The following is a 24459-nucleotide window of genomic DNA, read 5'->3' on the forward strand; positions in this document are numbered from 1 at the left end:
CTGTTCGCCATTTAAAGAGGTACGTGAGCTGGGTTTAAAACGTCGTGAGACAGTTTGGTCCCTATCTGCCGTGGGCGCTGGAGATTTGACGGAGCCTGTTCCTAGTACGAGAGGACCGGAATGGACGTACCTCTGGTGTACCGGTTGTCATGCCAATGGCATTGCCGGGTAGCTATGTACGGAAGAGATAACCGCTGAAGGCATCTAAGCGGGAAACTCGTCTGAAGATTAGATCTCCCGGGAGCTTGACTCCCCTGAAGGGCCGTTCGAGACCAGGACGTTGATAGGTCGGGTGTGGAAGCGCAGTAATGCGTTGAGCTAACCGATACTAATTGCCCGTGCGGCTTGATCCTATAACCCTGGCGGTTGTAGCGTGTGCCGCAAAAAACGCAGTCACAACACGTTGTTGCTTCTTCCAATTGGGTAGGTTGTTCGATACCGCGCCAAGCGCGATCAACAGCCCGCCAACCAGTCAAAGCCTGACGACCATAGCGAGGTGGTCCCACTCCTTCCCATCCCGAACAGGACAGTGAAACGCCTCAGCGCCGATGATAGTGGACGCACGTCTGTGAAAGTAGGTCATCGTCAGGCTAATTACCCCAAAACCCCCGCTCGGGCCTCCCGGCGGGGGTTTTACTTTATGCGTCCAGGCTACGCCGCCATCCCCCCACCCATCCTCCCTCCCCACGCCCTTCAACCCCTCCACCCTCCGAGCACATCACGCCAGGACTGCTCCAAGATCGCTCGCGTGTGGCTCGGCAGCCCAGCACTTCCCCGAGCGTTTCGTTTAGTGGTTTAAAAACATCGTAACCAAACAGCCTGACAGAACTATTTCATCTGTAGGAATTAGTAGGCAAAATTACGCCATAACGATTTCGTTTCCCGAGTTATCGGCTGCGTTTTTCCGATCTTTAGGGCTGGTTCGGCGCCGCTAGGCGCAGCAGGGCTGTTGTTGTTGCGGGCGCGCCAGTCGCGGTGCGTGAGACGTCAAACTAATCGAGTGTGCGATATGCCCAGGATGTCCTCTCTCCCACAGCATTCCAGGTCGTCCACATTTTGGAGCGAGAGCGCCGAGGGCTTGCACCGCATTTGGTGGGGGGTGCGATATGGGCAGCCGCTGGCCTTGCTTGGCGGGCGCCTGACCCGGAAAGACGAATATCTCGCTTGGTTCGATACGGTGGAGTCACCAGTATTGCGTCACACGGCGGGGCAATGGAGTTTTTGCCGGCGTGCCCCGACGATGGTGGGCGCGCAGGCATTTAATTTTTTCGGGATCGAGCGCGTGCTCTCCGACAATCGCGGATGGCATTGGCGCCCCTGGGGGGAGAATTGGCTGCGGAATTTGCATGCCTTCGATGACCTGGTTGCAGACGGCGCCGAAGCCCGGTTCGAGTGGCACGAAAAATTGATCACGAACTGGATCGTGGCCAACGCGCCGGGCAAGGGCGTGGGCTGGCAATCCTACAGTTTGGCGCGCCGTATCGTGAATTGGATCAAGTGGCAGGTCGACCGGGACGGGTTGAATGAGGTCGGACGGCGCAATTTGGTGGTGCAAACCCGGTTTCTGCGCCAGAGACTCGGCGCTTCGCTGAATGTCGCTTATCCGGCCAAGGCCGCCAAGGCCCTGGTTTTTGCCGGTGCGTTTTTCGAGGGCCAGGAGGCCGCGGGCTGGAGGAAAACGGGGGTGGCGGTGTTGCGCACCGTCTTGCGCTCTGGCTACTTTCGTGCGAGATTGGAAGCCAGCGACCGGTATCGCAATGCGTTGGTCGAGGATTTGCTGGATCTCATCCAGTTGGACAAGATGTATCCCGGGTTGCTGGACAAAGAAGAGGTCCAGCGCTGGCAAGATTTGCTACCTCCTTTGCTGGCCGTGGCCGGCGACGACCTCAACCCGCCGGAAGAGGAGTCCGACGCCGTTGTGTTTCCAGAGCCCTCCGCGCAGGACCTGCGCCTCTACGCCCAGCGCCTGGGCCTGGCTTCTGCAGGCTGAGTGCTGGGGCAGCCGGGGCTGCCATCTACCCCACGCCCTGTGTCCGCTTGCCTCGCCTGCGGCCACGCTCCTCGTACAATAGCCGGATCTCCGACAAGGAGGCATGCCGGCGCCCACCGCCCCGTCCGCCCGGCATTTTCCCGTTCCGGGGCGTTATTCGAGTCCGTCCATGTTCCGCGTTTCGCTCGTCTCCGGTTTCTTTTGCCTGTCGATGTGTCTTGCTGCGCCAGCGCATGCCGCCGATCCCTTGCGCATTGGTGAGATCAACAGCTACAAGGCGCAGCCCGCGTTCCTCGAACCCTATCGCAAGGCCATGTTGCTTGCGGTGGAGGAAGTCAATGCGGCAGGGGGCATCCTGGGGCGGCCGCTGGAGTTGGTCATCCGGGACGACAACGGCGTGCCTGGCGATGCGGTGCGTGCCGCGGAAGAGCTGGTCTCGCGCGAGCGGGTGGTCATGCTGGCGGGAGGGTTCCTCTCCAACGTGGGACTCGCACTGGGCGACTATGCCAGGCAGCGCAGGATCCCGTTCCTCGCCAGCGAGCCCTTGACCGACAAGATTACCTGGGCCAATGGCAACCGGTATACCTTCCGCTTGCGCCCATCGACCTGGATGCAGGTCTCCATGCTGGTTCCCGAAGCCGCCAAGCTGCGCAAGAAGCGCTGGGCCATCGTGTATCCCAACTACGAATATGGGCAGTCTGCCGTCCAGACGTTCAAGACGCTGCTCAAGGCGGCGCAGCCGGATGTGGAGTTCGTCACGGAGCAGGCGACCCCGCTGGGCAAGCTCGATGCCGGCCCCGTCGTCCAGGCGCTGGAGGCGAGCAAGCCAGACGCGATCTTCAACGTGCTGTTTGCCACGGACCTGACCAAGTTCGTGCGCGAGGGCGCGATGCGTGGCCTGTTCAAGGGCCGCGAGGTCGTGAGTCTTTTGTCCGGCGAGCCTGAGTATCTGGAGCCGCTGCGCGACGAGGCCCCTGAAGGGTGGATCGTGACCGGTTATCCCTGGTATGCCATCAAGACGCCGGAACACCAGCGTTTCCTGGATGCCTATCGCGGCAAGTATGGCGAGCCTCCGCGGCAAGGGTCCGTGGTCGGGTACGTCACGATCCATGCCGCGGCGGCGGCCTTGCGCCGCGCGAAGAGCACCGATGCCGAGAAGATCGTCGATGCCTTCCGCGGCATGCCGCTCACGACGCCCTGGGGGCCGATCGTGTTCCGGCCCCAGGATAACCAGGCCACGCTCGGTGCTTTCGTCGGCCGTACCGCGTTGCAAGGCGAGGGCGCGCAGCGCATGGGCGTCATGGTGGACTTCTACTATGCGGACGGCGCCAAGTACCAGCCTTCCGACGCGGAAGTGGCGAAGCTGCGTCCGGCGCGCTAGACGGTGTTGGCGCAACTGCTGAACGGGCTGGCGAGCGCCAGCAGCTTGTTCTTGCTCTCTCTCGGGCTGACGCTGATTTTCGGCGTTTCGCGGGTCGTGAATTTTGCCCATGGCTCGCTGGCCATGTTGGGGCTTTACCTCGGGGTGAGTTTGTCCGCATGGCTGATGCCTTGGCTCGGCGGGATCGGCTTCTGGGCCGCGGTCGCCGGTGCTGCGCTGGGCGTGGCGCTGGTCGGGGCATTGATCGAGCGCGTGTTGTTGCGGCGTCTTTACGGTAGCCCCGAACTCTTCCAATTAGTGGCGACCTTCGCGTTGGTCTTGATCATCCGCGACATCGCATTGGCGATCTGGGGCGCCGATGACCGGCTCGGGCCCAAGGCGCCCGGACTGACCGGGGTGATCGCGCCGGGGACGCTGAACCTTCCTGTTTATGACCTGGTGTTGATGGCCACGGGGCTTGCTGTGCTGGTTCTCAGCCATGGGGTCTTGGCGTGGACCCGGTGGGGGCTCCAGTTGCGGGCGGCGACCGAAGATCGGGAGATGGCCTTGGCCGTCGGGGTGGACGAGCGGCGGTTGTTCACCCAAGTGTTCGCGCTGGGGGCCGGACTGGCGGGGTTGGCGGGCGCGCTCCAGATGCCGCGCGAGCCGGCGGCGCTGACCTACGATCTGCAGGTCGTGGCCGAGGCTTTCGTCGTGACGGTGGTTGGCGGCATGGGCAGCGTCACTGGTGCGTTCGTCGCGGCCATGATGATAGGCTTGGTGAAGGCTGCGTGCGTGGCCTTGGGTACGGTCCAAATCGGTGGCACCGAGTTTGTGCTTCCCAAGCTCACGCTGGTTATTGAGTTTCTGTTGATGGCGGTCGTGTTGGCCTTCCGTCCGTGGGGGCTGTTCGGCAGGCCAGCTGCACCGACGCGCGCCTTGCGCGCGGAATGGCATCCGTTGCCGCTTCCTACCCGCCGGGGCAGCGGGGCACTGGCTCTCTTGCTGGCTGGGTTGGCGGTGCTTCCTTGGTTCGCCTCCGATGCGCCTTATCTGCTCGTGCTCGCGGTGGACGTGCTGATCGCCGGGCTGTTTGCCGCGAGCCTGTACGTCTTGATGGGGCCTGGGGGCATGCATTCTTTCGGTCATGCAGCATTCCTGGGGTTGGGCGCCTACGGCGCCGCGCTGGCAGCGCCATGGGTGACGCGTTGGCTGCCAGGATTGGACGCGACCGGGGCAGGCGGGCTGATTGCCGCCCTGGTGTGCCTGCTGGCCGGCATGCTGCTGGCCTGGTTTGGTGCGGTGGTGTACGGGTTCGTCGTACTGCGCGCGGCCGGCGTGTACGCGGCGATGCTGACCCTGGCCTTTGCGCAAATTACCTGGTCCGTGGCTTTCCAATGGGATGCCGTGACGGGAGGGAGCAATGGCTTGTTCGGGTTTTGGCCGCAAGGTTGGCTCTCGTCGCGCGAGGGATATTACTGGTTCGTGTTGGCAATTGCCGCTGCATGCGGCTTGATGTTGCGCAAGGTATTGCACGGACCGTTCGGCCTTACGCTGCGCATGACGCGCGACGCCCCGTTGCGCGCGGAAAGCCTGGGGCTGCCGGTGTTCGCGGTGCGATGGACGGCGTTCATGCTGGCCGGAGCCATGGCCGGCGCGGCGGGCGTGCTGACAGTGTTTGCGAAGGGTTCAGTCGCGCCTGACCTGCTGGCCATTCCCCGTTCTGTCGACGCATTGGTGATGACGCTGCTCGGCGGGCTGCAATCACTTTTCGGGCCGTGGCTGGGGGCGGCGGTCTACACCGTGGGGCAAGATTACCTGGCCCGGAGCACGGAATACTGGCGCGCCGCGGTGGGGGGCGCCATGTTGGCCCTGGTGATGCTGGCGCCTGGCGGCTTGACAGGCTGGAGGCGTCGTCGATCGGCGGCGGGTACGGCATGAAGCTGAGGGTGTCCGGTCTTTCCAAATCATTCGGCGCCGTGCGCGCGGTCGATGGCGTGAGCTTCGCGTTGGACGCCGGCCAGATGCTGGCGCTGATCGGTCCGAACGGCGCGGGGAAGAGCACCTGCTTCCAATGCATCAATGGGCAGCTCCGGCCCGACTCCGGGCGCGTGGAGTTCGACGGAACGGACGTGACCGGCCTGGGCGTGGCAACCCGGGCGCGGATGGGAATGGCACGCACGTTCCAGATCGCCCAGGTAGCGGTTTCACTTACCGTGCGGCAGCATGTCGCGCTGGCGCTGGCCGCCCGTGATCCGGCCGCCTGGCGCCGGCTGGGAACGCGCGGCTTGCGGGGCGCGCAGGAGGAGGTACAGGCGTGGCTCGAGCGTTTTGAGCTAGCCGCCCTGGCCGATCGCCCGTGCCTTGAGTTGCCGTATCCCGAGCTCAAGCGCGTCGAGCTGGCGAGCGCCTTGGCGCAACGCCCTCGCGTGCTGCTGATGGATGAGCCCACCGCGGGCATGACGCGGGCCGATCGCCGGGCATTGATGGCCCTAGTCAAGCAGGAGGCCGCGCGCGGGTTGGCGGTATTGTTTACCGAGCACAGCATGGACGTGGTATTCGGCTTTGCCGATCGCGTGGCGGTGCTGGTGCGCGGCCGCCTGGTCGCACAGGGTACGCCGCAGCAGATCGCGGAGGATCCGCAGGTTCGCGCCGCGTATCTCGGGACGACCGCCGTCGAGGAGGGGGCATGAGCGTTGTGTTGCAGGCCCGCAGGCTGTGCGCCTTTTATGGCCGCGCCCAAGCATTGTTCGATGTCGACCTGGAGGTTGCAGCGGGGGAGATCGTTGCGCTCGTGGGGCGCAATGGCGCCGGCAAGACTACGCTGATGCGGGCGTTGGCAGGCCGCGTGGCGACGACGGGGGAGGTGTTGTTGGACGGCGTGCCGGTGAGCGGCTGGCGGACCGACCGTCGCGTGCAGGCAGGCCTGGCCTGGGTGCCCGAGGACCGGCGCATATTTACCCAGCTCACGGCGCGGCAGAACCTGGAGGTGGCCGAGGCACCTCCGCGCGCGGGCGCCCCGGTGTGGACGGCCGAACGCGTGTATGAGCTGTTTCCCGAGCTTGCACCGCTCGAGCGTCGACCGGGCGGTGCCTTGAGTGGCGGAGAGCAGCAGATGCTCGCCATAGGGCGGGCATTGATGACCCAGCCGAAAGTGATATTGCTGGACGAGCCTTCCGAAGGGGTAGCGCCCATTGTCGTGCAGCGCCTGGCCGAAGCCATGCGGGCCTTGCGGGCCGAGGGGCTGGCCGTACTGTTGTCCGAGCAGAACGAGGCGCTCGTTGCGCCCGTCGCCGACCGCTGTTTGTGCATGGATGACGGGGTGCTTGCACCCGCTGCGGCTGCGTTCCCCGTAAGCTGAACGGCCGGAGAGAATCTGCCCGCAAGCTTTGTCACATCCATATAGTTGAGATCGTCAACAAAGTAGTGTATAAAAACAACTATCTAAGCACCAGAACACCAGGGGATCGTATGAGCAGTGCATATTCCACCATCCGGGTCGAGGTCCAGGACCGGATAGCGACGCTGACGCTCAACCGGCCGGAGAGCCGAAATGCGCTCAATTCGGCCATGTGTGGCGACTTGATCGCCGCCGCCGAGGCGCTGGCCGCCGACGAGAGCGTGCACGTGGTTCTCATCAAGGGTGAAGGACCGGTGTTTTGCGCGGGGGCAGACCTCAAAGAGCGGCAAGGCATGTCTACTGCCGAGCTGACCGCTCGCCGGGTCAAGGGGTTCACCGCCTACGCCGCCATCGAGCGCCTGCCGCAGGCTGTGATCGCCGTCGTGCACGGGCCGGCGTTCGGGTCGGGCTGCGAGATCGCCGGAGCCTGTGATTTCATCCTCGCGTCGACCAAGGCGCAATTCCGTTATCCCGAAGTGAGCTGGGGCACCATCGGCGCTACGCAGCGCCTGCCGCGCATGGTGGGGACGCGGATGGCCAAGGAGCTGTTGTTCACGGGTCGCACGATCGATGCGCAGGAGGCCAAGGAGATAGGGCTGGTCAACCACGTGTACCAGCCGGAGGAGCTCGAGGAGCGTGCCGCCGCGATGGCCCAGCAGATTGCCGCCGCCGCGCCGCTGACCGTGCGGCTCACCAAGCGCTGCGTGGACCAAGGCGTAGAGACGACCCGCGAAGGCGCGATGGCCGTGGAGCTACTCGCCATCGAGGAAAACCTGCGTCATAGCGACTGGAAGCGTGCGATCGCCGGATTCGGGTCGGGAGGCCGCAAAGATGGTTGAGCGTCCTACCACGTTGTACCGCACGCTCCAGCGCACGGCAGCCGAGTATGGCGAGCGCGAAGGCTTCATCTGCCAGGCAGATAGGCTGACTTGGAACGAGGTGCTGGACGGAACCCGCCGCATGGCGGCGGCGCTGCATGCCAGCGGCGTACGCAAAGGGGACCACGTCGGCATCATGCTCGGCAACGGCGCGCTGTGGTTGCAGCTGTTCTTTGCCTGCGCCACCATCGGCGCCGTCACGGTGCCGGTCAACACGCGCTTCAAGACGGACGAGCTACAGTTCTGCCTGAAGCAGGCCGACGTCAAGGTGCTGATCTTCGCCGACACATTCCTGGGCATCGACTTCGTCGAGCTATTGACGACGGTCGAGCCTGCGTTCAACTCGCGGCTGCCGGGCGAGGCGCTGCCGGAGCTGCGTCGCGCCGTGATGGTGGGCGACGGGCCATGTCCTGCCGGCGCCGAGCGGTTTGCCGACTTGATGGCCCGTGCGGACGAGGCGTCGCTGGCGCGCATCGAATCGCTGGCCGCGGAGGTCACCCCGGACGATTTGCTGCTGATGCAGTTCACCTCGGGCACGACGTCTTTCCCCAAAGGCGTGATGCTTACCCACGCCAACATGCTCACCAATGCCTGGGCGGCGGGCCAGCGCATCGGCGTGCGGCATGACGACCGTTATTTCAGCATCCGCCCCTTCTTCCACGTTTCTGGCACGACGCTGTCCATCCTGGTCAGCCTGGTCTATGGGTGCTGTCTGCTCACGTTGCCGAAGTTCGACGTGGCCGAGACGCTGCGCGTGATGGACGTGGAAAAGTGCACGCTGACGTCCGGCAATGACACCATTTTCCTGATGATGATGGGCCATCCCGACTTCGATCCCAAGAAGCTCCACCTGAGGGGCGGCTGGGCCGCCGCCGGGCCGGAGGTGATGCAGAAGATCCGGGACGTGATGGGCGTGGACAACGTCTGCAACGCTTATGGGCAGTCGGAGGCCTCGCCCAACGTCATCATGACTTCCTGGGACGACCCCTTCGAGCTGCGGGCGCATGGCTGGGGGCTGCCGCATCCCGGCACCGAGGTGCGCATCGCCGACCAGGACACGGGCGAAGTATTGCCGCCCGGGGCGCAGGGTGAAATCCAGGTGCGAGGCTGGCACGTCATGCGCGGTTACTACAAGATGCCCGAGGCGACCGCCAAGGCGTTCACGCCGGACGGGTGGCTGCGCACTGGCGACCTGGGTGAAATGTCGCCTGACGGTCGGCTCCGGATGGTTGGCCGGCTCAAGGACATGTACCGGGTCGGCGGCGAGAACGTCGCGCCGGCCGAGGTCGAGGAAACCCTGCACGCGCATCCCGCGGTGCAGCTGGCCCAGGTGGTGGGCGTGCCCGACGCGCGGCTGGGCGAGGTGACCGCGGCGTTCGTGCAGTTGAAAGAGGGGCACCACGCGGAGCGCCAGGAGTTGATCGATTGGTGCAAGAAGCGCTGCGCCAACTTCAAGGTCCCGCGTTATCTCGAGATCGTGGATTCGTTCGACAATATCGGCATGACCGGGAGTTCCAAGGTGCAGAAGAACAAGCTCAAGGCGCATGCCATCGAGTTGTTCGGCCTGGCCAACGTGCATGCCGCCACCGGGAGCAAGGCATGAGCGACGTGATCCTGTGTGAGTGCTTCGCCCGCGACGGGCTGCAGCACGAAGAGGCCTTCATCCCGACCGCTACCAAGGTCGATTTGATCGATCGTTTCGCGAGGATGGGATTCCAGCGCGTCGAGGCGACTTCCTACTCGAATCCCAAGGTCGTACCCCAGTTCGCCGATGCAAGCGACCTGCTGCGCACCCTGCCGCGGCGGGAGGGGGTCTGGTACAAGGCGACCTGCGCCAACGTGAGGGCGGTCGAGCGTGCGTTGGCAGACCTGGATGCGGGCCATGGCGCGAATGAGATCAGTCTGCTGGTGTCGGCCAGCGAGTCGCATTCGATGAAGAACCTGCGGCGAAGCCGGGCGGAGCAATGGCAGAACATCGCCGACATGGTGGCGGCTTCGCAGGGGAGGTTTCGCATGATAGGCACCGTGTCGGTCGCCTGGGGCTGTCCTTTCGAGGGAGCGGTGCCGGCGGAAAGTGTCCTGGAAGACGTCCGCCGGTTCGCGCAGCTCGGCGTCATGCATGTGGCCCTGGGTGACACCACGGGCATGGCCTCGCCGGTGACCGTCAAGAAGCTGGTCAAGGCAGTGCATGCGGAAGTACCCGAAGTGACCGTGGTGGCCCACTTCCATGATTCCCGGGGAACCGGCCTGGTCAATTACGTGGCGGCGCTGGAGGCGGGATGCCGGTATTTCGATTGCGCCTTCGGAGGCGTGGGCGGGCATCCGGCCAAGGTCAAGTACGGTGGCGGGCATACGGGCAACGTTTGCACGGAGGATTTGGTGAGTTTGTTCGAATCCATGGGCGTTTCGACCGGCATAGACCTGGATGCGCTCCTGGAAACGTCCGAAGCATGCGAGCGGGCGCTCGGCCGCACTTTGCACAGCCGCGTGGCGCAAAGCGGCTTGAATCCGCTGATCGCTGCGCGTTCAGGAGCCGCCAATGGATAACCCAGCCCACATGGACCTTGAACCCCCCGTGGCCACCATCGAGGTCGGGCCGCTCGCAGGCTCGCCCATCGCGCCGTTCTCGGCCTGGCTGGGCATTACCGTGGTCGAGGCCGACCGGGGACGGTCGGTCTTGCGCATGCCGTCCACGAGCCGCCTGGCCAATCGGCGGGGGGTGATCCACGGCGGCGCGATCGCGACGCTGATGGATTCGAGCATGGCCATCGCAACCCGCACTTTGGAGGCGGGCTTGGAGACGTCCGGCACCGTGGACCTGAACATCCACTTCACCTCGCCGGGCAAGGGGGACCTGACGGCGCGGGCAGAGGTCAAGCATGCCGGCAAGTCGATCGCGTTCTGCCAGTGCGAGGTGCGGGACGAAGCCGGCACGCTGGTGGCTACGGCCATGAGCAGCTTCAAGCTCAGGCGGCCCAAATCGTCCGGCGCGGTCTGAGGTAAATTGCTGCGTTCCCCCCTCCTAGCGAGAGAAAGTATGACGAGACCCGTTCCCGCGAACCTCAAGGAATTGTTTTCTTACCGCTTGAATCGCCTGGCCTTCGTTTCCAGCCGCATCGCGGCGACGGTGAACGAAAGCCAGTACGGCCTGGGCTCGCGTGACTGGCGCATCATCGGATTGCTCGGCGCATTTGCACCGCTATCGCTGAATGCGCTCGCGCACGAGGCCAATATCGACAAAAGCCAGGCCAGTCGCAGCGTGGCCGAGCTCATCGAGCGCGGATACGTCAAGCGGGGGGCCGACGAATCGGACGGCCGCGGCGTTCGGCTGGACTTGACCCCGCAGGGGCGGACTTTGTATCGCAAGGTCTTCCCGAAGGCGGTCGACCGCAATGAGAAGATGCTCTCGGTCCTGACCGATGAGGAGCGCGAGGTGCTCGAACGGGCGCTCGACAAGCTGACCGGACATGCCATCGAATTGCTGGAAGAGGTCAGGGCCAAGACTGCCAAAGAAGGCAAGTCTTCCGGGCGCAAGGAAAAGTAATCACCGGCTCCGGCCGGATTCGCGTCGCGGCGAGCCCGCTTGCGTTCGAGCAAGCGGGCTTCGTTTTTTTGGCCTGGAATGACTGGCGATTTCCTGCTTATAGTTGAAGTTGTCAATTAAATAGTATATAAAATCAACTATATTGGATAACCGCGAGCACGAGAGCATGAGCGAACTCCTGATAGAAAACCGCGGCGCCGTCCGTGTCCTGACGATGAACCGGCCGGAGAAGCACAACGCCCTGAATACCCCCCTGACGCAGGCGCTGCTGGACGCCCTTCGGCAGGCCGATGCCGATGCCGGCGTCAACGCCGTCGTGTTGACCGGTGCCGGCAAGTCGTTCTGCGCCGGCGCCGACACGTCGGAATTCAGCACCCTGGTGCCCGAGGATCCGCACGCGGTCAATGCCCGTGCCGACCTGACGACGAACCTCCATATGGTTTTTTCCCGGATGTCCAAGCCCGTCGTGGCTGCCGTACGTGGCAATGCCCTGGGCGGCGGCGCCGGCTTGGCCATCGCGTGCGACTTGACGGTGATGGCCGAGAACGTACGCTTCGGCTATCCTGAGCTCAAGCATGGCATCGTCGCCGCGGTGGTGATGTCCAACCTCGTGCGCCAGCTGGGGCGCAAGCACGCCTTCGAACTGCTGACCATGGGCGAACCCATCAACGGCGCCCGGGCGCTGGAGCTTGGGTTGGCGAACCGCGTCGCTCCCGAGGACAAGGTGCTCGACGTCGCGCTGGAAATGGCAGAAAAATTGGCTAGCTGGAGCCCGATCGCGATGGGCACCACCAAGCGCCTGTTCCACCGGGTGGCCGAGCTCACGCTGGAGGAAGGGCTGGCCGCCGGGCGGGACGTCAACGTCATCATGCGGGGTTTCCGCAAGGCCGCGAAATGACTCGTCCGCTGGAAAACATCACCATCCTGGATTTGTCCCGGGTCCTGGCGTGCCCCTTCGCCACCATGATATTGGCGGAGCTCGGCGCGACGGTCATCAAGGTCGAACAGCCCGGCAGCGGCGACGAGACCCGCAGCTTCGAGCCCAAGGTGCAGGGCGAGGGCGGTGAGGAGTCTGCCTATTACATGGCGTTCAACCGCAGCAAGAAGTCCATCACCGTCAATTTGCGCAGCCAGGAGGGGCAGGACCTGATTCGCCGCTTGAGCGCGCAGGCCGACGTCGTGCTCGAGAATTTCCCCGTAGGGACGCTCAAGCGCTACGGCCTGGATTACGCCAGCCTCTCCAGGGAAAACCCGCGCTTGGTTTACGTCTCCTGCACAGGGTTCGGCATGACGGGCCCGTACGCCCCGCGCAAAGGGTATGACACCGTCTTCCAGGCCATGGGAGGCATCATGAGCCTGACCGGGGAGCGGGGCGGCGGACCGGTCAAGCCCGGCCTACCCGTGGCGGACCTGACATCCGGTTTGTGGGTTGCGATCGCCATCCTGTCATCGCTGATGGGACGGCAGGCAACAGGCAAGGGCTGCCACGTGGATTTCTCCATGCTCGACGGCCAGGTGGGGTTGCTGTCGCTGGCGGCGGCGCGGTATTTCGCCTTGGGGGAAGTGCCTCCGCGGCTGGGTACCGAGCACCCGGGTAGGGTCCCGTCGGCGGCATTCCGCTGCCGGGACGACAAATGGGTACAGGTCACGGGCAGCGACCAGCACTGGAAACCCTTGTGTGAACTGCTCGGCCTGCACGAATGGGCCAATGACCCCTCGCTCGCCAAGAACATTGACCGGGTCAATCGTCGCGAAGAGGTGATGGCAGGCCTGTCGGCGGCGATCGCTCGCTTCGACCGCGACGAATTCTGCCGCCTCTGCGACGAAGCGAAGGTACCTGCCGGCCCCATCCTGAGCGTGGACGAAGTCCTCAGCAACGAGCACGTCCTGGCGCGCGGGATGGTGCGGGAGTTCGAGCATCCGCTCATCGGCAAATTCAATGCACTGCCGGTGCCGTTCAAGTTTCAAGGCTTCGAGGACCCCAGCCTGGGGCGACCGCCCCTGCTGGGCGAGCATACGGAGGAGGTCCTGGCTGAGAGGCTGGGACTGGGGCCCGAAGAAATCCAAGCGTTGCGGGAAAGGAATGCCATCTAGCGGGCGGCAAGTGCCCGGAACATGGCTTAATCAGGAGACATCCATGACACTGTTCAAGAAGTCGTTGTTGGCGGCAGCCCTGGCATTGGCTGCCTCGGGGGTAAACGCCCAGGCGTATCCCAGCAAGCCGATCGTACTAGTCAATCCGTACGCGGCCGGCGGGCCCGCCGACCTGGTGGCGCGCAATTTGGCCAAGGAATTGTCGGCCGAGCTGGGCCAGCAGGTGGTAATCGAGAACAAGGCCGGCGCGGGCGCCACGATCGGCGCGGCTCACGTGGCGCGCGCCGAGCCTGACGGCTACACCCTGTTGTTCGGTACGGCGGCCGCGCACATCGTGACGCCGCTGATCCAACCCGTTCCGTACGACGGTATCAAGGACTTTGCCTTCATCGGCCTGGCGGCCAACCAACCGAACCTGCTGGTGGTCCATCCGTCCGTCAAGGCCAATAATGTCAAAGAATTCATCGCGCTCGCCAAGAGCCAGCCCGGCAAGCTGAACTACGGCTCCTCGGGTACCGGCACCTCGCCCCACCTGGGGGGGGAACTGATCAAGCAGGCCGCGGCGATCGACATGGTTCACGTGCCGTACGGCGGCGCCGCGCCGGCCATCACCGATCTGGTGGCAGGTCGCCTGCAGGTGGGCGTCATGAATCTGTCGGGAGAACTTCCCTACGTCAAGGCTGGCAAGCTGAGGGCGCTGGCCTACGCTTCGAAGTCGCGCTCGCCCCTGTTGCCTGACGTGCCGACCTTCGCGGAGGTCGGCCTGGGAGGCGCCGAGTCTGCCTCGTGGTACACGGTGGCTGCTCCCAAAGGAACGCCTGCCGAGATCATCAACAAGCTCAACGCGGCGCTCAACGTCGTGGCCCAGAAACCTGAATATCGCAAGCAAATGGAGGCACAGGGCACCGAACTGGCGACGCTCACTCCGGAAGAAACCACGCGTTTCGTGTTGGAGGATGCGACGCGCACCAAGGACCTCATCAAAGCCGCCAACCTCAAGTTGCAATGATGACGAACGCCGCCATTGCCCCCGCCGTTCGCCGCGGCGGGGACGCCACGATAGACCGCGTGGACATCATCCCGTGCTCGCAGCGCCAGGACGATCCGACCTGGCGCTTCGCGCGGGGTGTCATCACCCACGTGGACGGCTGGATCGTAGCCCTGGCCGCGCGCAACGGCCAGGTGGGCTATGGGCACGTGCTGGGAACGCCCATTTTCAAGCCTGATACCGCCCGTATCGAGCCGGCACTGGAGGCGCTCCGGCGCGAAGCACTCGGCCAGGACGCTTTTAGCCTGGAGACGCTCCACCGGCGCCTGGAGGCGGCCGCCGGGGCGGAGGTTTGCGCGCTGTCGGGGTTCGTGTGTGCCATTTATGACTTGCAGGCGCGCATGCTTGGCCTGCCATTGCACATGCTGCTGGGCGGCAAGGTGCGGGACAAGGTCGAGGTGTCGCGCCTCGTGTCGATCAAGTCGCCAGAAGAGATGGCGGCGCAGTCGGCCAAGCTGGCCGGACAGGGCTATCGCTATCTCAAGCTCAAGCTCAGCGGCGAGCCGGACCTGGATGTCGCACGGGTCCGCGCCGTGCGCGAGCGGCTGGGCGACTCAGTCACGTTGACCGTGGATGCCAACCAGGCGTATCGGGCCGACGATGCCATTCGCGTGTGTGGCGAGTTGCGGCCGTTGGGTGTCGTCCTGATGGAGCAGCCGGTGCCGGCAGACGATATCGACGGATTGCGCCAGGTGCGCGCGGCGGGCGTATTGCCCATCGAGGCGGACGAAGCCATCGGCGGGCTGTCCGGCCTGGTACGCCTGATCGGCATGGGGGCCGCCGACTCATACAACCTCAAGATGCACTATTTCGGGGGCATCCGGAATACGCTGACCGCAGTCCGCATCTGCGAAGCGGCGGGCGTCGGGTATCGGTTCGGCGCGATCTTCGGCCCCCGCCTGTTGGCTGCCCAGGGCACGCACCTGGCTAGCGTGGCGGGCAACATTCATGCGGGAGCCGAGCTGGCCGAGTTCGACCATCTGCTGGACGATCCTTTTGCAGGCCTGGAGGTGGAGGCAGGCGCATTGACCGTTCCTGATGGCGTCGGAACGGGCGTGACGTATGCTCCGTCTTCCGTGGCCTGATCCTGCCAGCGCGCGGCGTGCCGCAACGATGATGTGCGGCACGCCGCGGTAGCCGGGGTGCCGGCGAAGATTCAGCGGACGCAGGATCCGGCTTCGGCCAGGGCAGCTTCCGTTTCGCGTACCAGGCGCTCCACGAGTTCTCCCGCCGGCTCCAGCGTATCGATCAGGCCGGCGCATTGTCCCGCCTCGACCTTGCCTTGCTCGATGTCGCCGTCTTTGGCCGCCTGCCGCAGCGAGCTGCGGGCGAAAAGGGCGTTCAACTCTTCATCGCTGGCGCCTGCGGCTACCGCAGCCTCGTACTCGGCGGAGAACGCGTTCTTCACCATGCGGATGGGCGAGCGTCCGCGGCCGACGATGGCCGTGTCGCCGATGCCGGCTTTCAGCACCATTTCTTTGTAGGCGGCATGCAGGCCCGCCTCCGGCGTGAGCATGAATCGCGTACCGAGCTGGGCGCCGCTCGCGCCCAGTGCCAGCATGGCAGCGATGCCGGCGCCGTCGGCGATGCCGCCGGCGCCCACGACGGGCACCGACACCGCCTTGACCGTGGCGCGCACCAGGACCAGGGTGCCGACTTCATCCGGCCCGGGGTGGCCGCCTGCCTCGCCTCCTACGGCGATGACCGCGTCCACGCCGGCATCTTCGGCTTTCTTGGCGTGGACCGGATTGGCCGTGACGTGGATCCAGGTGACGCCGGCATCTTTGAAGCGGGCGATGTGAGCCTTGGGCCCCCCTTGCGACGCGATGAGGATGGGTACGCCCATTTCGAGGACGATGTCCAGGTACTCCGCGGACCGCTTGTTATAGAGCGGGACGTTGACCGCGAAGGGCTGGTCGGTATTGGCCCGGACCTTGGCGATGGCTTCCCGCAAATCGTCCGGATACATCGGGCCGGCGGCGATGACCCCCAGCCCTCCCGCACGCGATACGGCCAGCGCCAGCTCGGCGTTGGACGAAGCCCAGCTCATGCCGCCCTGGATGATGGGGTGGCGAATGCCGAGGAGTTTGGTCAGTCGAGTGGAAAGCATGGTCGGAAATGAGGAAATGGATGCGATTCTTGAGCGCGCGTCGTCCTTACGAGGCGCGGATCCGGTCGTTGACGTCGCGCGCGGCCCGCACGGCGTCTTGCATGGTCATATCGTAAGCTTGCTGGAACGCCTGCTTGGACGCCCTCAGGCCGGCAGGGGCGAACTGCGCCAACCGCTCGGCCAGGGCGAGGGCGGCGGCATCCAGCTCCTCGGCCGGAACGATTTTGTTGATCATGCCGAGCTCGTAGGCACGCTCGGCGCTGATCGGGTCTCCTGTTGCGATCAATTCGAATGCGGGCTTGGGGCCGACCTGCCGGATGAGGTTGGGGATCAGGACGCCGGCCGAGATGCCATGCTTGACTTCGGGGTAGCTGAATCGCGCGGCAGGCGAGGCGACGACCAAGTCGCACCCCAGCGACAGCCCGGCGCCGGCCCCGACCGCAGGACCGTTGACGGCGGCGATGACTGGGGTGCTGATACGGGCGACGATGGTGTTGATCTCCACCAGCAAGTCGGCACGTGCCCGGAGCAGGTCGGCGCGGTCGCGCGGGATGGCGCGGAGTTCTTCCAGGTCCGCGCCGGCGCAAAAGCATGTGCCACGCGCCCCGATCACCACGCAGTGGATGTCGGCGTCGGCATCGGCGTCGCGCAATGCTTGGATCAGTCCGCGCATCATGGCGGTATCCAGCGCATTGCGCTTATGGTGGCGGTTCAGCGTCAGCAGCAGGACATGGCCGCGGCGTTCGGCCAGCAGGGCATTTTCGTCGACCATGGGAAAGCCTTTCTCGTCAAATTAGTTGATAAATTAAACTAAATAGTTAACTTTGTCAACTTTATGGCCGAGGTGCCTTGGAGGGCAGGGGCAAAGCTGGCTCGTCTCGGCTGGAATGCTCCAGCGGGTTCGCCGCATGCCCTGGCTCCAGCAGGCGGCGTCCGGCAATTTGCCGCTTGCCTAGATGCCGAGCAGCTCGCAGGCTGTTTCGAAGAGCGGGTCTCCGGGGGTCGAGAGTCGATCGCAGATGTCCAGGTGGTGGCAGTTAGGCAGCTCCAGCGTACGCGAGACATTGCGCGGCCAGCAGGCGGCGATCAGGCCCGTCTGGCGCCGGAACTCGTTGGTTTCCGACGCGCCCACGGCCGCCACCATTTGCGTCTTACGCTCCGGGGTGAAATACGCAGGCGAGAGCTTGGCCACCTGTTCGGGCGTCAGCCCAAGGTTGGCCAGGAACGGCGCCATTGCGACCGGCTCGAGGTCATACAAGCCGCTGAGGGCCAGCCCGGCCGATATGAGGTCGGCGGGCAGGTCGGGGGCCCATTCCTGCCAGCGCGCGCCCACCATCATCGCGGTGAGATGGCCGCCCGCGGAGTGACCGCTCGTGACGATGCGGCGTGCATCGAAGCCCAGTTCGCCGGCGTGGCGGTACAGCCAGGCGTGGGCTCGCAGCATTTGCCGCACGATTTCTTCGATCGGGGTGGCCGGAGCAAGCCCATAATCCAGGATGGCGACGGCAGCGCCGCGGGCGACGTAGGCGGGCGCGATCCACGAAAAATCCGACTTGCCGAGTGCGCGCCAGTAGCCGCCGTGGATGAATACGAGCAGCGGGGCGCCGAGTCGACGCGACGGGAAAAAATCGAGCGTTTCCGCCGGCGCATCGCCATAGCGCAAGCCGAGCTGGGCGCTTTGCACGCGCCGGGCCAGGGCGCCGTCGGCGGCCCAGCGGGCGGTGTAGCTGGCGTGGTCGGGGATGCGGGCGAGGTTGTTGTATTCGCTTTCGCAAAATGCGGGCGTGAAGGCAGGATGGTCGTGCAGGGGGTGGACAGGCATGATTCGAATTTGGCGTCTGGGCCGGGAACGGCCGGAAGATGCGGCCTCGAAGGCCGGTTGCAAGTTTAACCACTCTGCTCGGGGAAGGTGCCGTCGAGGTAGTACCAACGTCCGTTTTCACGCACGAATCGGCTGATCTCGTGCAGGCGGTGCGCCCGCCCGGCCAGTTTGCTGCGGGCGACGAACTCCACGGTGGCGTGGCCCGCGTCGTGTTCGATGCTGCGGCGGATTTCCAGCCCCAGCCATTTGAGCCCCGGCGGGTCGGCGTCCAGCATGGGCGGCCGGGTGGACGGATGCCAGGTTTCCAACAGGTAGTCGTGCAGGCCGAGCACATAGGCGCTGTAGCGGGATCGCATCAACGTTGGTGCGTCGGGCGCCTGCAGGCGCATCGTGCCACCGTGCCAGCGGCCGCAGCACGCGGGGTAGGGCTGCCCCAGGCCGCAAGGGCACATTTGTTCTACATTAACGGCTGGTTTCATTCGCTCCGATACCCTGCCATGTTGTTTCTTCTCTCTCCCGCCAAGAAGCTGGACTATGACACCCCTGCGCACGTCGAGACCGCCACCCAGCCCCTGTTCGTGGAGCAGGCCGAGCAACTAATTTCCGTGCTCAAGGCCAAGTCGGCCAAAGACATCGCCGCGCTCATGGACCTGAGTCCTGCATTGGCCGAGCTCAACGTGGCGCGCTATGCCAAATGGACGCCCAAGTTTACGGCCGAAAATTCCAAGCAGGCCGTGCTGGCCTTCAATGGCGACGTGTACGAGGGGCTGCAGGCCGGTAGCTTGACGGCCAAACAGCTCGAATGGGCGCAGGAGCACGTGGTGATCCTGAGCGGACTGTATGGCGCGCTTCGTCCGCTCGACCTGATGCAGCCGTATCGCCTGGAAATGGGCACGCGCCTGGAGACGTCCAAGGGCAAGAATCTCTACGAGTACTGGGGCACCACGATTTCTGACTACCTGAACCAGCGGCAGGAGGGCGACAAGCAGCCCGTCGTGGTGAACCTGGCCTCCGAGGAATACTTCAAGGTCGTGGACCGCAAAGTCCTGAAGGCCCGCGTGATTCAGTGCGTGTTTGAGGATTGGAAGGGCGGGGCTTATAAAGTCATCAGCTTCCACGCCAAGCGTGCACGCGGCCTGATGGCCCGCTATGCCATCGAGCACCGCATTGCCAAGCCGGAAGGCTTGCAGGGCTTCGATTCTGAAGGCTATGCCTACGATGCCGCGGCGTCGTCGGCCGACAAGCTCGTGTTCCGGCGCCGTGCCGCGTAGGCTTGCTGCGCGGTTCAGCGCAGCAGCCGAAGCCCGTTGAACACGACCAGCAAGCTCGCTCCAGCGTCGGCGAATACGGCCATCCACAAGGTGGCGTCGCCGGTGAACGTCAGGGCGAAGAAGGCGAACTTGACCGCCAGGGCGAAGGCGATGTTCTGACGCAGCACGCTCCCGGTGCGCCGGGAGAGGCGGATGAATTCGGGAAGCTTGCGCAAGTCGTCGTGCATGAGGGCGACGTCCGCGGTTTCGATGGCCGTGTCCGCTCCGGCCGCGCCCATGGCAAAGCCGATGTCGGCGCGTGCGAGCGCCGGTGCGTCATTCACGCCATCGCCTACCATGCCCACCGGGCCTTTCATCGCGAGCTCCTCGACGGCGACGAGCTTGTCCTGCGGAAGCAGTTCGCCGCGAGCATGTTCGATGCCCAGGTCGTCAGCCACGGCACGAACCGTGTCGGCGTTGTCGCCCGAAAGCATGACCGGCTCCACGTTGAGCCGGCGCAAGTCTGCCAACGCCGCGCGGCTGGTCTCGCGCGCCGTATCGGCTACGGCGAGCACTGCGACGGCCACGCTTTCCTCGCACAAAATGACGGTCGTCTTGCCCTGGCGCTCCAGGGCTTTCATCGTCGTTTCCAGCATGGCGTCCACGGCGCCCAGCTCGTGAGCCAATCGCAGGTTGCCTAGGCCGTATGCCTTGCCGGCTATGCGGCCGGTGACGCCGAGGCCGGGCCTCGAGGCGAAGTCTGTGACGGGCAGTAGCTCGCCATGGTGGGCAGAGACGATCGCGTGCGCGATGGGATGAGATGACAAGGCGTCGAGGCTGGCCGCCAGTTGCAATGCCAGCGCGGTGGTCATGGGCGTGGCGGCGATCGGCACGACGTCCGTCAGCGCGGGTTTGCCATGGGTGAGCGTGCCGGTCTTGTCCAGCGCCAGCCAGCGCAGGCGCCGGCCTTGTTCGAGATAGAGCCCTCCCTTGATCAGGATGCCGCGCTTGGCGGCTGCCGTCAGCCCGCTGACGACGGTGACCGGCGTGGAAATGACTAACGCGCACGGGCACGCGATGACGAGCAGGACCAGGGCGCGGTAGATCGAGTCCAGCCAGGTCATGCCGAAAGCGAGCGGGCCGGAGAAGGCCACCACGATGGCGACCGCGAAGACGGCGGGCGTATAGATGCGTGCGAATTGGTCGATGAAACGCTGTGTAGGCGCGCGCTTGCCCTGCGCTTCCTGGATGGTCTGGGCGATCCGGTCCAGCATGGAGTGGCCGGCGCTTGCCGTGACGCGGTACTCCAGCACGCCCTCCTGATTGATGGTGCCCGCGTAGAGCGTGTCGCCCGCCTGCTTGTCCACCGGCATGCTTTCCCCGGTGATGGCGGATTGATCGACGCTGGAGGCGCCGCGCAGCACGATGCCGTCCAACACGATGCGTTCGCCCGGTCGCGCGCGCACCTCGGCGCCAACGGGTATGAGACGGGCCGGAGACTCCCGCCAGGCTCCGTCGCCCTGCTTTACCAGGCCTTGTTCGGGCGCGAGCGCCGTAAGGCTGCGGATCGCGTTGCGCGCGTGGGTCAGGCTCAAGGCCTCGATCATCTCGGCCAAGCCGAACAGCCAGAGCACCATGGCCGCCTCTGGCCACTGGCCGATCAATGCGGCGCCGATCACCGCTACCGTCATGAGCAGGTTGATGTTGAGCGTAAAGTGCCTGAGCGCCAGCCAGCCCTTGCGCAGCGTGGGGATGCCACCGAGGAGGATGGCGGCCAGTGCGATCGCGATGACCGGAAGCGAATCGTCGCTGCCGGAGGCATACGCCCATGCTTCGGCGCCGATCGCGCAGAGCCCCGCCAGGCCCATCCTGATCCAGGGGGGGCGCTGTGTGGCCGGTTCGCCTGCGGCGGCTGGGCTACCGTCTTCGAGCAGTACCGGTGACATGTTCAACCCGGCGATGGCCGCCATGATGGGCTGCGGGTCGTCCAGCACGTGTCCGACCTTCAGCGTGCGCTGGATGAGGTCGAAGGAGAGCGTATGCACGCCGTGCAGCGACTCGAGGGCCTTGCGCAACAGTCGCTCTTCGGTCGGGCAGTCCATTTGCTCGATCCTGAACAGGGATTCCCTTAAAGGACGGCTCGCGTCGACGGACGGCGCGCGGCCGGCCCCCGCAGGGGCGGCGTGGCGGTCGCCTTGGCACTGGGGACAAGATTCCGACATCCATGGACTCCAGCAATCGTTGCAGTCATTGGAAACCCTGTAGCGGGTACAGGGTCAAGCGGCCATGCCTCGGCATGCATGCGCAGTGCCAATGGCGTAAGCTAGACGGACGGAAACCGCCAGGGGGTTCGATGAAGATAGGCGAACTGGCAGCGCGCACGAATACGCCCGTCGAGACGATCCGCTATTACGAGCGCGAGGGATTGCTTCCGCCTCCGGGGCGGACGGCCGGCAATTATCGCGTTTACGGCGAGCCGCACGTGGAGCGGCTGCAATTGGTGCGCAATTGCCGGGCGCTGGACATGACGCTGGGCGAAATCCGGCGCCTCTTGCACGCCTGTGACTCGCCTGCCGACAACTGCGCCGAGATCAACGCGCTGCTGGACGAACATATCGAGCACGTCGCGACCCGGATCGCCGAACTCAAGGCGCTGCAGAAGACGCTCAAGGCGCTGCGCAGCCAGTGCCGCGGGAATCTTTCTGCGAAGGACTGCGGCATCTTGCAGGGGCTCTCGGCATCGCCCGAGCCCGCCCGTCGGACCGTGGAGCATAAGCACGGGCTATTGGGGCCGACGCATGGTTGACGGGCGCCGGGCGGAAGCAGCGGTGCCCAATCTTTCATCGTCCATTCTAAGTCGTTGTCGGGAAAGGTTTTTTTTGGGTAGTCCCAAGGCTGTCCACGCAGTTGTCCACACTCTGCGTGGGTAACTGGGGACAAACCGGCAGTCAGGCGCGTGCCGGCAGTAATTTGCGAGATGCCACCACGAAGCCGGCCGACGCGATGGTGGCGGTGACCAGCAGCGTCATCGCGGCGGGCAGGGGCCCGAAGTGGTCGGTCATGGCGCCGGTTGCCATGGTCCAGGCGTTCCCGACGTAGCCGGCGACGTAGAACAGCGAGACCATCAGGCCGCGCCGGTGCGGCGGGGCGATCTGGTTGACGACTCCGGCTGCTCCGATGAACGCGGCGCCGAACCCCAGGCCGGCGACTAGCACGGCAATGCCCATTAGCCAGGGTAGCGTGCCCAGCAGTGAGGCGATGGCGCAGGCCAGACCGCACGCAAAGAGCACATGGCCGCGCCGGAACGCGGAAGAGCTGGGCATGCGCTGGCTCAAGAATTGCGCCGCGCCGGCGCAAGCCGACATGATGGAGCTGGCATAGCCGCTCACGGCATAGTCGTGGATGCCGAGCAACTTCTCCCCGAGGGATGGCCCCATCGCCATCAGTGTCGAGCCGACGCCCCAGAGCATGGACAGCGTGAGGCAACTCAGCAACATGAGCTGGACGACGCGTCGCCTGGGGATTGGCCGGGACTGCGCCGGCTGGCCAGGTTGGATAGATCGCGCCGGGGCGGCCGACGCAGCGGAAGCCAGCGGTACGCGCCACAAGCCGTAGGCGGAGACGAGGGCCAGCGAGACGATCGCGACGAAAGGCGCGACCAGCGGGTAGAAGTCGTTTTGCAGCGCCAATCCGCTCAGAATCGGTCCGAGAATGCCACCTGCAGTGAACGCGGCGGTGCCTAACAACGCGGCCCGTTGCTTGTGCTGGGGCGGTTCGATTTCTATCAGCGTGGTGTTGGCGGCGCCTGTCAAGGCGCCGGTGCCGAGCCCGGCAAGCAGGCGCCCGGCCAATAGCGTGGCGAGGCTATGGGCCGAGGCGAGCAGTATCGCGCCTGCGGCTGCAATCGCCAGCGCCGGGATCATCAGCTTGCGACGATCGCGTATGCGATCCGTGAGTTTTCCACCTATCAGCAGCGCGCCGAGCACGCCCACGACGTAGGCGAAGAAGATCGCCGTGGTCGTGAAAGAGGGCAAATGCAATTGCGCCTGGTAGATCGGGTAAAGCGGCGTAGGGATGGTGCTGCCCATGACGCCGGTCATGAGCGACAACGTGACGATCGCGCGGATCTTCCAAAGTGCGCGCGGCGCAAACGAGGATGGTTCGGAATTCAAGCAACTGGGCCTACGATGTGTCGCCGGTTGCCAGGCCGCGAGATTGGCCGGAACTGCGAGCTCATAAGTCTACACGCTTCGCATGGTACGGCCGGGCGCGTGTGCGCAGCGCGTTGGCGTGCATCGAAAAAATACGGTATAGTTTTGGCCTACCTTTTTCTTGGGGCGGTAGCTCAGCTGGGAGAGCGTCGCGTTCGCAATGCGAAGGTCGGGAGTTCGATCCTCCTCCGCTCCACCAAGATTCAAGAAGCCGCGTTGGGTTTGCCGGTGCGGCGAGAAAACCGACCAATAGGTCGGTTTTTTCATTTCCGCGTTTGATGCGAGCCCCCAGGTGCCGCGCGGCAATTTCCTCGAATGAGGCGCGGAAAAGACCGGAGTTTGCCTAACGCCTGTCGATAGCACGCCGCTGTCTACCGGTTTGTGTTTGTCTTGCCTGGCCCGCCGGCGATCGATGCAGCTGTCCAGGCTGCAGTGAGGAAATGATGGATTTTTGGGTTCCCGCAGTCTTTGGTGCGTTCAAACTCATCGTGTTGTTTACGTGCATGTTTTTCGCCGTGAAGTCCCATTACGATGAGGCAAGAAAGGCGAGGGAGAATAAGCAGGAGTTGAACCAACCGTAGCATTGCCCCGTTTGCCGGGGGGCGAACCGCAAAGAGCCAGAAAAAACAATACCCGGCTTTGCCTCCCGGTTTCTTCCGTTTTCAGTTCCTCACGGCGAGCTTTTTTCGCTTGTCCATCCTTCCCCACTCGAACGCCGCCTCCCCTCCGTCCTGTGCGGCACTTTCCAGTTC

Annotated in this window: 22 protein-coding genes, 1 tRNA gene and 2 rRNA genes; 19 read left to right on the top strand and 6 right to left on the bottom strand. The window is 64.7% G+C overall.

The genetic code is table 11. The features are described 5' to 3' along the window. The 16 genes from Q0319_RS13790 to Q0319_RS13865 all read left to right on the top strand — a co-directional run. Positions 1-353: ribosomal RNA gene (locus Q0319_RS13790) — 23S ribosomal RNA — on the top strand; the annotation flags it as partial. 125 nt (positions 354-478) lie between these two features. Then, positions 479-591, top strand: a 5S ribosomal RNA gene (rrf, locus tag Q0319_RS13795). 487 nt (positions 592-1078) lie between these two features. Then, a complete protein-coding gene (locus Q0319_RS13800; RefSeq protein WP_299453503.1) occupies positions 1079-1990 on the top strand; it encodes a hypothetical protein in 912 nt (303 codons plus the stop codon). Positions 1991-2201: 211 nt separating this feature from the next. Next, positions 2202-3371, top strand: coding sequence for an ABC transporter substrate-binding protein (locus Q0319_RS13805; RefSeq protein WP_299453560.1), 1170 nt, complete (start codon positions 2202-2204; stop codon positions 3369-3371). Positions 3372-3374: 3 nt separating this feature from the next. Then, positions 3375-5291, top strand: a complete 1917-nt coding sequence (locus Q0319_RS13810; protein ID WP_296468623.1) for an ABC transporter permease — start codon at positions 3375-3377, stop codon at positions 5289-5291. Continuing rightward, positions 5288-6043, top strand: a complete 756-nt coding sequence (locus Q0319_RS13815) for an ABC transporter ATP-binding protein (protein WP_296468621.1) — start codon at positions 5288-5290, stop codon at positions 6041-6043. Before Q0319_RS13810 ends, Q0319_RS13815 begins: the two co-directional genes overlap by 4 nt. Then, positions 6040-6711, top strand: a complete 672-nt coding sequence (locus tag Q0319_RS13820) for an ABC transporter ATP-binding protein (protein ID WP_296468619.1) — start codon at positions 6040-6042, stop codon at positions 6709-6711. Before Q0319_RS13815 ends, Q0319_RS13820 begins: the two co-directional genes overlap by 4 nt. A gap of 110 nt (positions 6712-6821) precedes the next feature. Continuing rightward, a complete protein-coding gene (locus Q0319_RS13825) occupies positions 6822-7589 on the top strand; it encodes an enoyl-CoA hydratase/isomerase family protein (RefSeq protein WP_296468618.1) in 768 nt (255 codons plus the stop codon). After that, complete coding sequence (locus Q0319_RS13830; protein WP_296468617.1) at positions 7582-9231, top strand: AMP-binding protein; 1650 nt, start codon at positions 7582-7584, stop codon at positions 9229-9231. The genes Q0319_RS13825 and Q0319_RS13830 overlap by 8 nt, the downstream gene beginning before the upstream one ends. After that, positions 9228-10175 (top strand): hydroxymethylglutaryl-CoA lyase, encoded by a 948-nt coding sequence (locus tag Q0319_RS13835; RefSeq protein WP_299453504.1) that lies wholly within the window; start codon positions 9228-9230, stop codon positions 10173-10175. The genes Q0319_RS13830 and Q0319_RS13835 overlap by 4 nt, the downstream gene beginning before the upstream one ends. Further along, positions 10168-10626 carry a PaaI family thioesterase gene (locus tag Q0319_RS13840; RefSeq protein ID WP_299453505.1) on the top strand — a complete coding sequence of 153 codons (459 nt, stop codon included), beginning with the start codon at positions 10168-10170 and terminating at the stop codon, positions 10624-10626. The genes Q0319_RS13835 and Q0319_RS13840 overlap by 8 nt, the downstream gene beginning before the upstream one ends. A gap of 39 nt (positions 10627-10665) precedes the next feature. Further along, positions 10666-11172 carry a MarR family winged helix-turn-helix transcriptional regulator gene (locus Q0319_RS13845; protein WP_299453506.1) on the top strand — a complete coding sequence of 169 codons (507 nt, stop codon included), beginning with the start codon at positions 10666-10668 and terminating at the stop codon, positions 11170-11172. Between the two features lie 166 nt (positions 11173-11338). Continuing rightward, positions 11339-12070, top strand: coding sequence for an enoyl-CoA hydratase/isomerase family protein (locus Q0319_RS13850; RefSeq protein ID WP_296467877.1), 732 nt, complete (start codon positions 11339-11341; stop codon positions 12068-12070). Continuing rightward, positions 12067-13266, top strand: coding sequence for a CaiB/BaiF CoA-transferase family protein (locus Q0319_RS13855; RefSeq protein WP_299453509.1), 1200 nt, complete (start codon positions 12067-12069; stop codon positions 13264-13266). Before Q0319_RS13850 ends, Q0319_RS13855 begins: the two co-directional genes overlap by 4 nt. Positions 13267-13309: 43 nt before the next feature. Next, positions 13310-14275, top strand: a complete 966-nt coding sequence (locus tag Q0319_RS13860) for a tripartite tricarboxylate transporter substrate binding protein (RefSeq protein ID WP_296467881.1) — start codon at positions 13310-13312, stop codon at positions 14273-14275. Beyond that, positions 14272-15399 (top strand): enolase C-terminal domain-like protein, encoded by a 1128-nt coding sequence (locus tag Q0319_RS13865; protein ID WP_299453513.1) that lies wholly within the window; start codon positions 14272-14274, stop codon positions 15397-15399. Before Q0319_RS13860 ends, Q0319_RS13865 begins: the two co-directional genes overlap by 4 nt. A 71-nt stretch (positions 15400-15470) precedes the next feature. On the opposite strand, the gene Q0319_RS13870 is transcribed toward Q0319_RS13865, so the two are convergent. The 4 genes from Q0319_RS13870 to Q0319_RS13885 form a co-directional block, all read right to left on the bottom strand. Beyond that, complete coding sequence (locus tag Q0319_RS13870; RefSeq protein ID WP_299453516.1) at positions 15471-16424, bottom strand: nitronate monooxygenase; 954 nt, start codon at positions 16422-16424, stop codon at positions 15471-15473. Positions 16425-16470: 46 nt separating this feature from the next. Beyond that, on the bottom strand, positions 16471-17196 hold the full coding sequence (locus Q0319_RS13875) for an enoyl-CoA hydratase/isomerase family protein (protein ID WP_296467887.1): 726 nt from the start codon (positions 17194-17196) through the stop codon (positions 16471-16473). 180 nt (positions 17197-17376) lie between these two features. Further along, positions 17377-18246, bottom strand: a complete 870-nt coding sequence (locus Q0319_RS13880; protein WP_296467890.1) for an alpha/beta hydrolase — start codon at positions 18244-18246, stop codon at positions 17377-17379. Positions 18247-18311: 65 nt separating this feature from the next. After that, complete coding sequence (locus Q0319_RS13885) at positions 18312-18725, bottom strand: YchJ family metal-binding protein (RefSeq protein ID WP_296467892.1); 414 nt, start codon at positions 18723-18725, stop codon at positions 18312-18314. 18 nt (positions 18726-18743) lie between these two features. Between Q0319_RS13885 and yaaA the strand changes: the two genes are divergently transcribed. Beyond that, positions 18744-19517 (top strand): peroxide stress protein YaaA, encoded by a 774-nt coding sequence (gene yaaA, locus Q0319_RS13890; RefSeq protein ID WP_296467894.1) that lies wholly within the window; start codon positions 18744-18746, stop codon positions 19515-19517. A 14-nt stretch (positions 19518-19531) separates the two neighbouring features. Here yaaA and Q0319_RS13895 read toward each other — a convergent pair whose 3' ends face one another. Further along, on the bottom strand, positions 19532-21598 hold the full coding sequence (locus Q0319_RS13895) for a heavy metal translocating P-type ATPase (RefSeq protein WP_299453520.1): 2067 nt from the start codon (positions 21596-21598) through the stop codon (positions 19532-19534). Positions 21599-21849: 251 nt separating this feature from the next. Between Q0319_RS13895 and cadR the strand changes: the two genes are divergently transcribed. Beyond that, positions 21850-22302: a Cd(II)/Pb(II)-responsive transcriptional regulator gene (gene cadR, locus Q0319_RS13900; RefSeq protein ID WP_296467899.1), complete on the top strand. Its 453-nt coding sequence runs from the start codon at positions 21850-21852 to the stop codon at positions 22300-22302. Between the two features lie 142 nt (positions 22303-22444). Here the strand turns inward: cadR and Q0319_RS13905 are convergent, their stop codons facing one another. Further along, the gene (locus Q0319_RS13905) at positions 22445-23668 is read right to left on the bottom strand and encodes an MFS transporter (RefSeq protein WP_296467902.1); all 1224 of its coding nucleotides are present in this window, start codon (positions 23666-23668) and stop codon (positions 22445-22447) included. Positions 23669-23830: 162 nt separating this feature from the next. On the opposite strand from Q0319_RS13905, the gene Q0319_RS13910 reads away from it, so the two are divergent. Further along, positions 23831-23906: transfer RNA gene (locus tag Q0319_RS13910), tRNA-Ala, on the top strand. The last annotated feature ends 553 nt before the right edge of the window (positions 23907-24459 follow it).

The sequence above is a fragment of the uncultured Pigmentiphaga sp. genome (genome assembly GCF_937950555.1).
In the GTDB taxonomy this organism is placed as follows: domain Bacteria; phylum Pseudomonadota; class Gammaproteobacteria; order Burkholderiales; family Burkholderiaceae_B; genus Pigmentiphaga.

Coding starts and splice junctions, on each gene's coding strand:
- Q0319_RS13805 (WP_299453560.1), top strand. CDS start 2,202: ATGTGTCTTGCTGCGCCAGCGCATGCCGCCGATCCCTTGCGCATTGGT.
- Q0319_RS13815 (WP_296468621.1), top strand. CDS start 5,288: ATGAAGCTGAGGGTGTCCGGTCTTTCCAAATCATTCGGCGCCGTGCGC.
- Q0319_RS13820 (WP_296468619.1), top strand. CDS start 6,040: ATGAGCGTTGTGTTGCAGGCCCGCAGGCTGTGCGCCTTTTATGGCCGC.
- Q0319_RS13825 (WP_296468618.1), top strand. CDS start 6,822: ATGAGCAGTGCATATTCCACCATCCGGGTCGAGGTCCAGGACCGGATA.
- Q0319_RS13830 (WP_296468617.1), top strand. CDS start 7,582: ATGGTTGAGCGTCCTACCACGTTGTACCGCACGCTCCAGCGCACGGCA.
- Q0319_RS13835 (WP_299453504.1), top strand. CDS start 9,228: ATGAGCGACGTGATCCTGTGTGAGTGCTTCGCCCGCGACGGGCTGCAG.
- Q0319_RS13840 (WP_299453505.1), top strand. CDS start 10,168: ATGGATAACCCAGCCCACATGGACCTTGAACCCCCCGTGGCCACCATC.
- Q0319_RS13845 (WP_299453506.1), top strand. CDS start 10,666: ATGACGAGACCCGTTCCCGCGAACCTCAAGGAATTGTTTTCTTACCGC.
- Q0319_RS13850 (WP_296467877.1), top strand. CDS start 11,339: ATGAGCGAACTCCTGATAGAAAACCGCGGCGCCGTCCGTGTCCTGACG.
- Q0319_RS13855 (WP_299453509.1), top strand. CDS start 12,067: ATGACTCGTCCGCTGGAAAACATCACCATCCTGGATTTGTCCCGGGTC.
- Q0319_RS13860 (WP_296467881.1), top strand. CDS start 13,310: ATGACACTGTTCAAGAAGTCGTTGTTGGCGGCAGCCCTGGCATTGGCT.
- Q0319_RS13865 (WP_299453513.1), top strand. CDS start 14,272: ATGATGACGAACGCCGCCATTGCCCCCGCCGTTCGCCGCGGCGGGGAC.
- Q0319_RS13870 (WP_299453516.1), bottom strand. CDS start 16,424: ATGCTTTCCACTCGACTGACCAAACTCCTCGGCATTCGCCACCCCATC.
- Q0319_RS13875 (WP_296467887.1), bottom strand. CDS start 17,196: ATGGTCGACGAAAATGCCCTGCTGGCCGAACGCCGCGGCCATGTCCTG.
- Q0319_RS13880 (WP_296467890.1), bottom strand. CDS start 18,246: ATGCCTGTCCACCCCCTGCACGACCATCCTGCCTTCACGCCCGCATTT.
- Q0319_RS13885 (WP_296467892.1), bottom strand. CDS start 18,725: ATGAAACCAGCCGTTAATGTAGAACAAATGTGCCCTTGCGGCCTGGGG.
- yaaA (WP_296467894.1), top strand. CDS start 18,744: ATGTTGTTTCTTCTCTCTCCCGCCAAGAAGCTGGACTATGACACCCCT.
- Q0319_RS13895 (WP_299453520.1), bottom strand. CDS start 21,598: ATGGACTGCCCGACCGAAGAGCGACTGTTGCGCAAGGCCCTCGAGTCG.
- cadR (WP_296467899.1), top strand. CDS start 21,850: ATGAAGATAGGCGAACTGGCAGCGCGCACGAATACGCCCGTCGAGACG.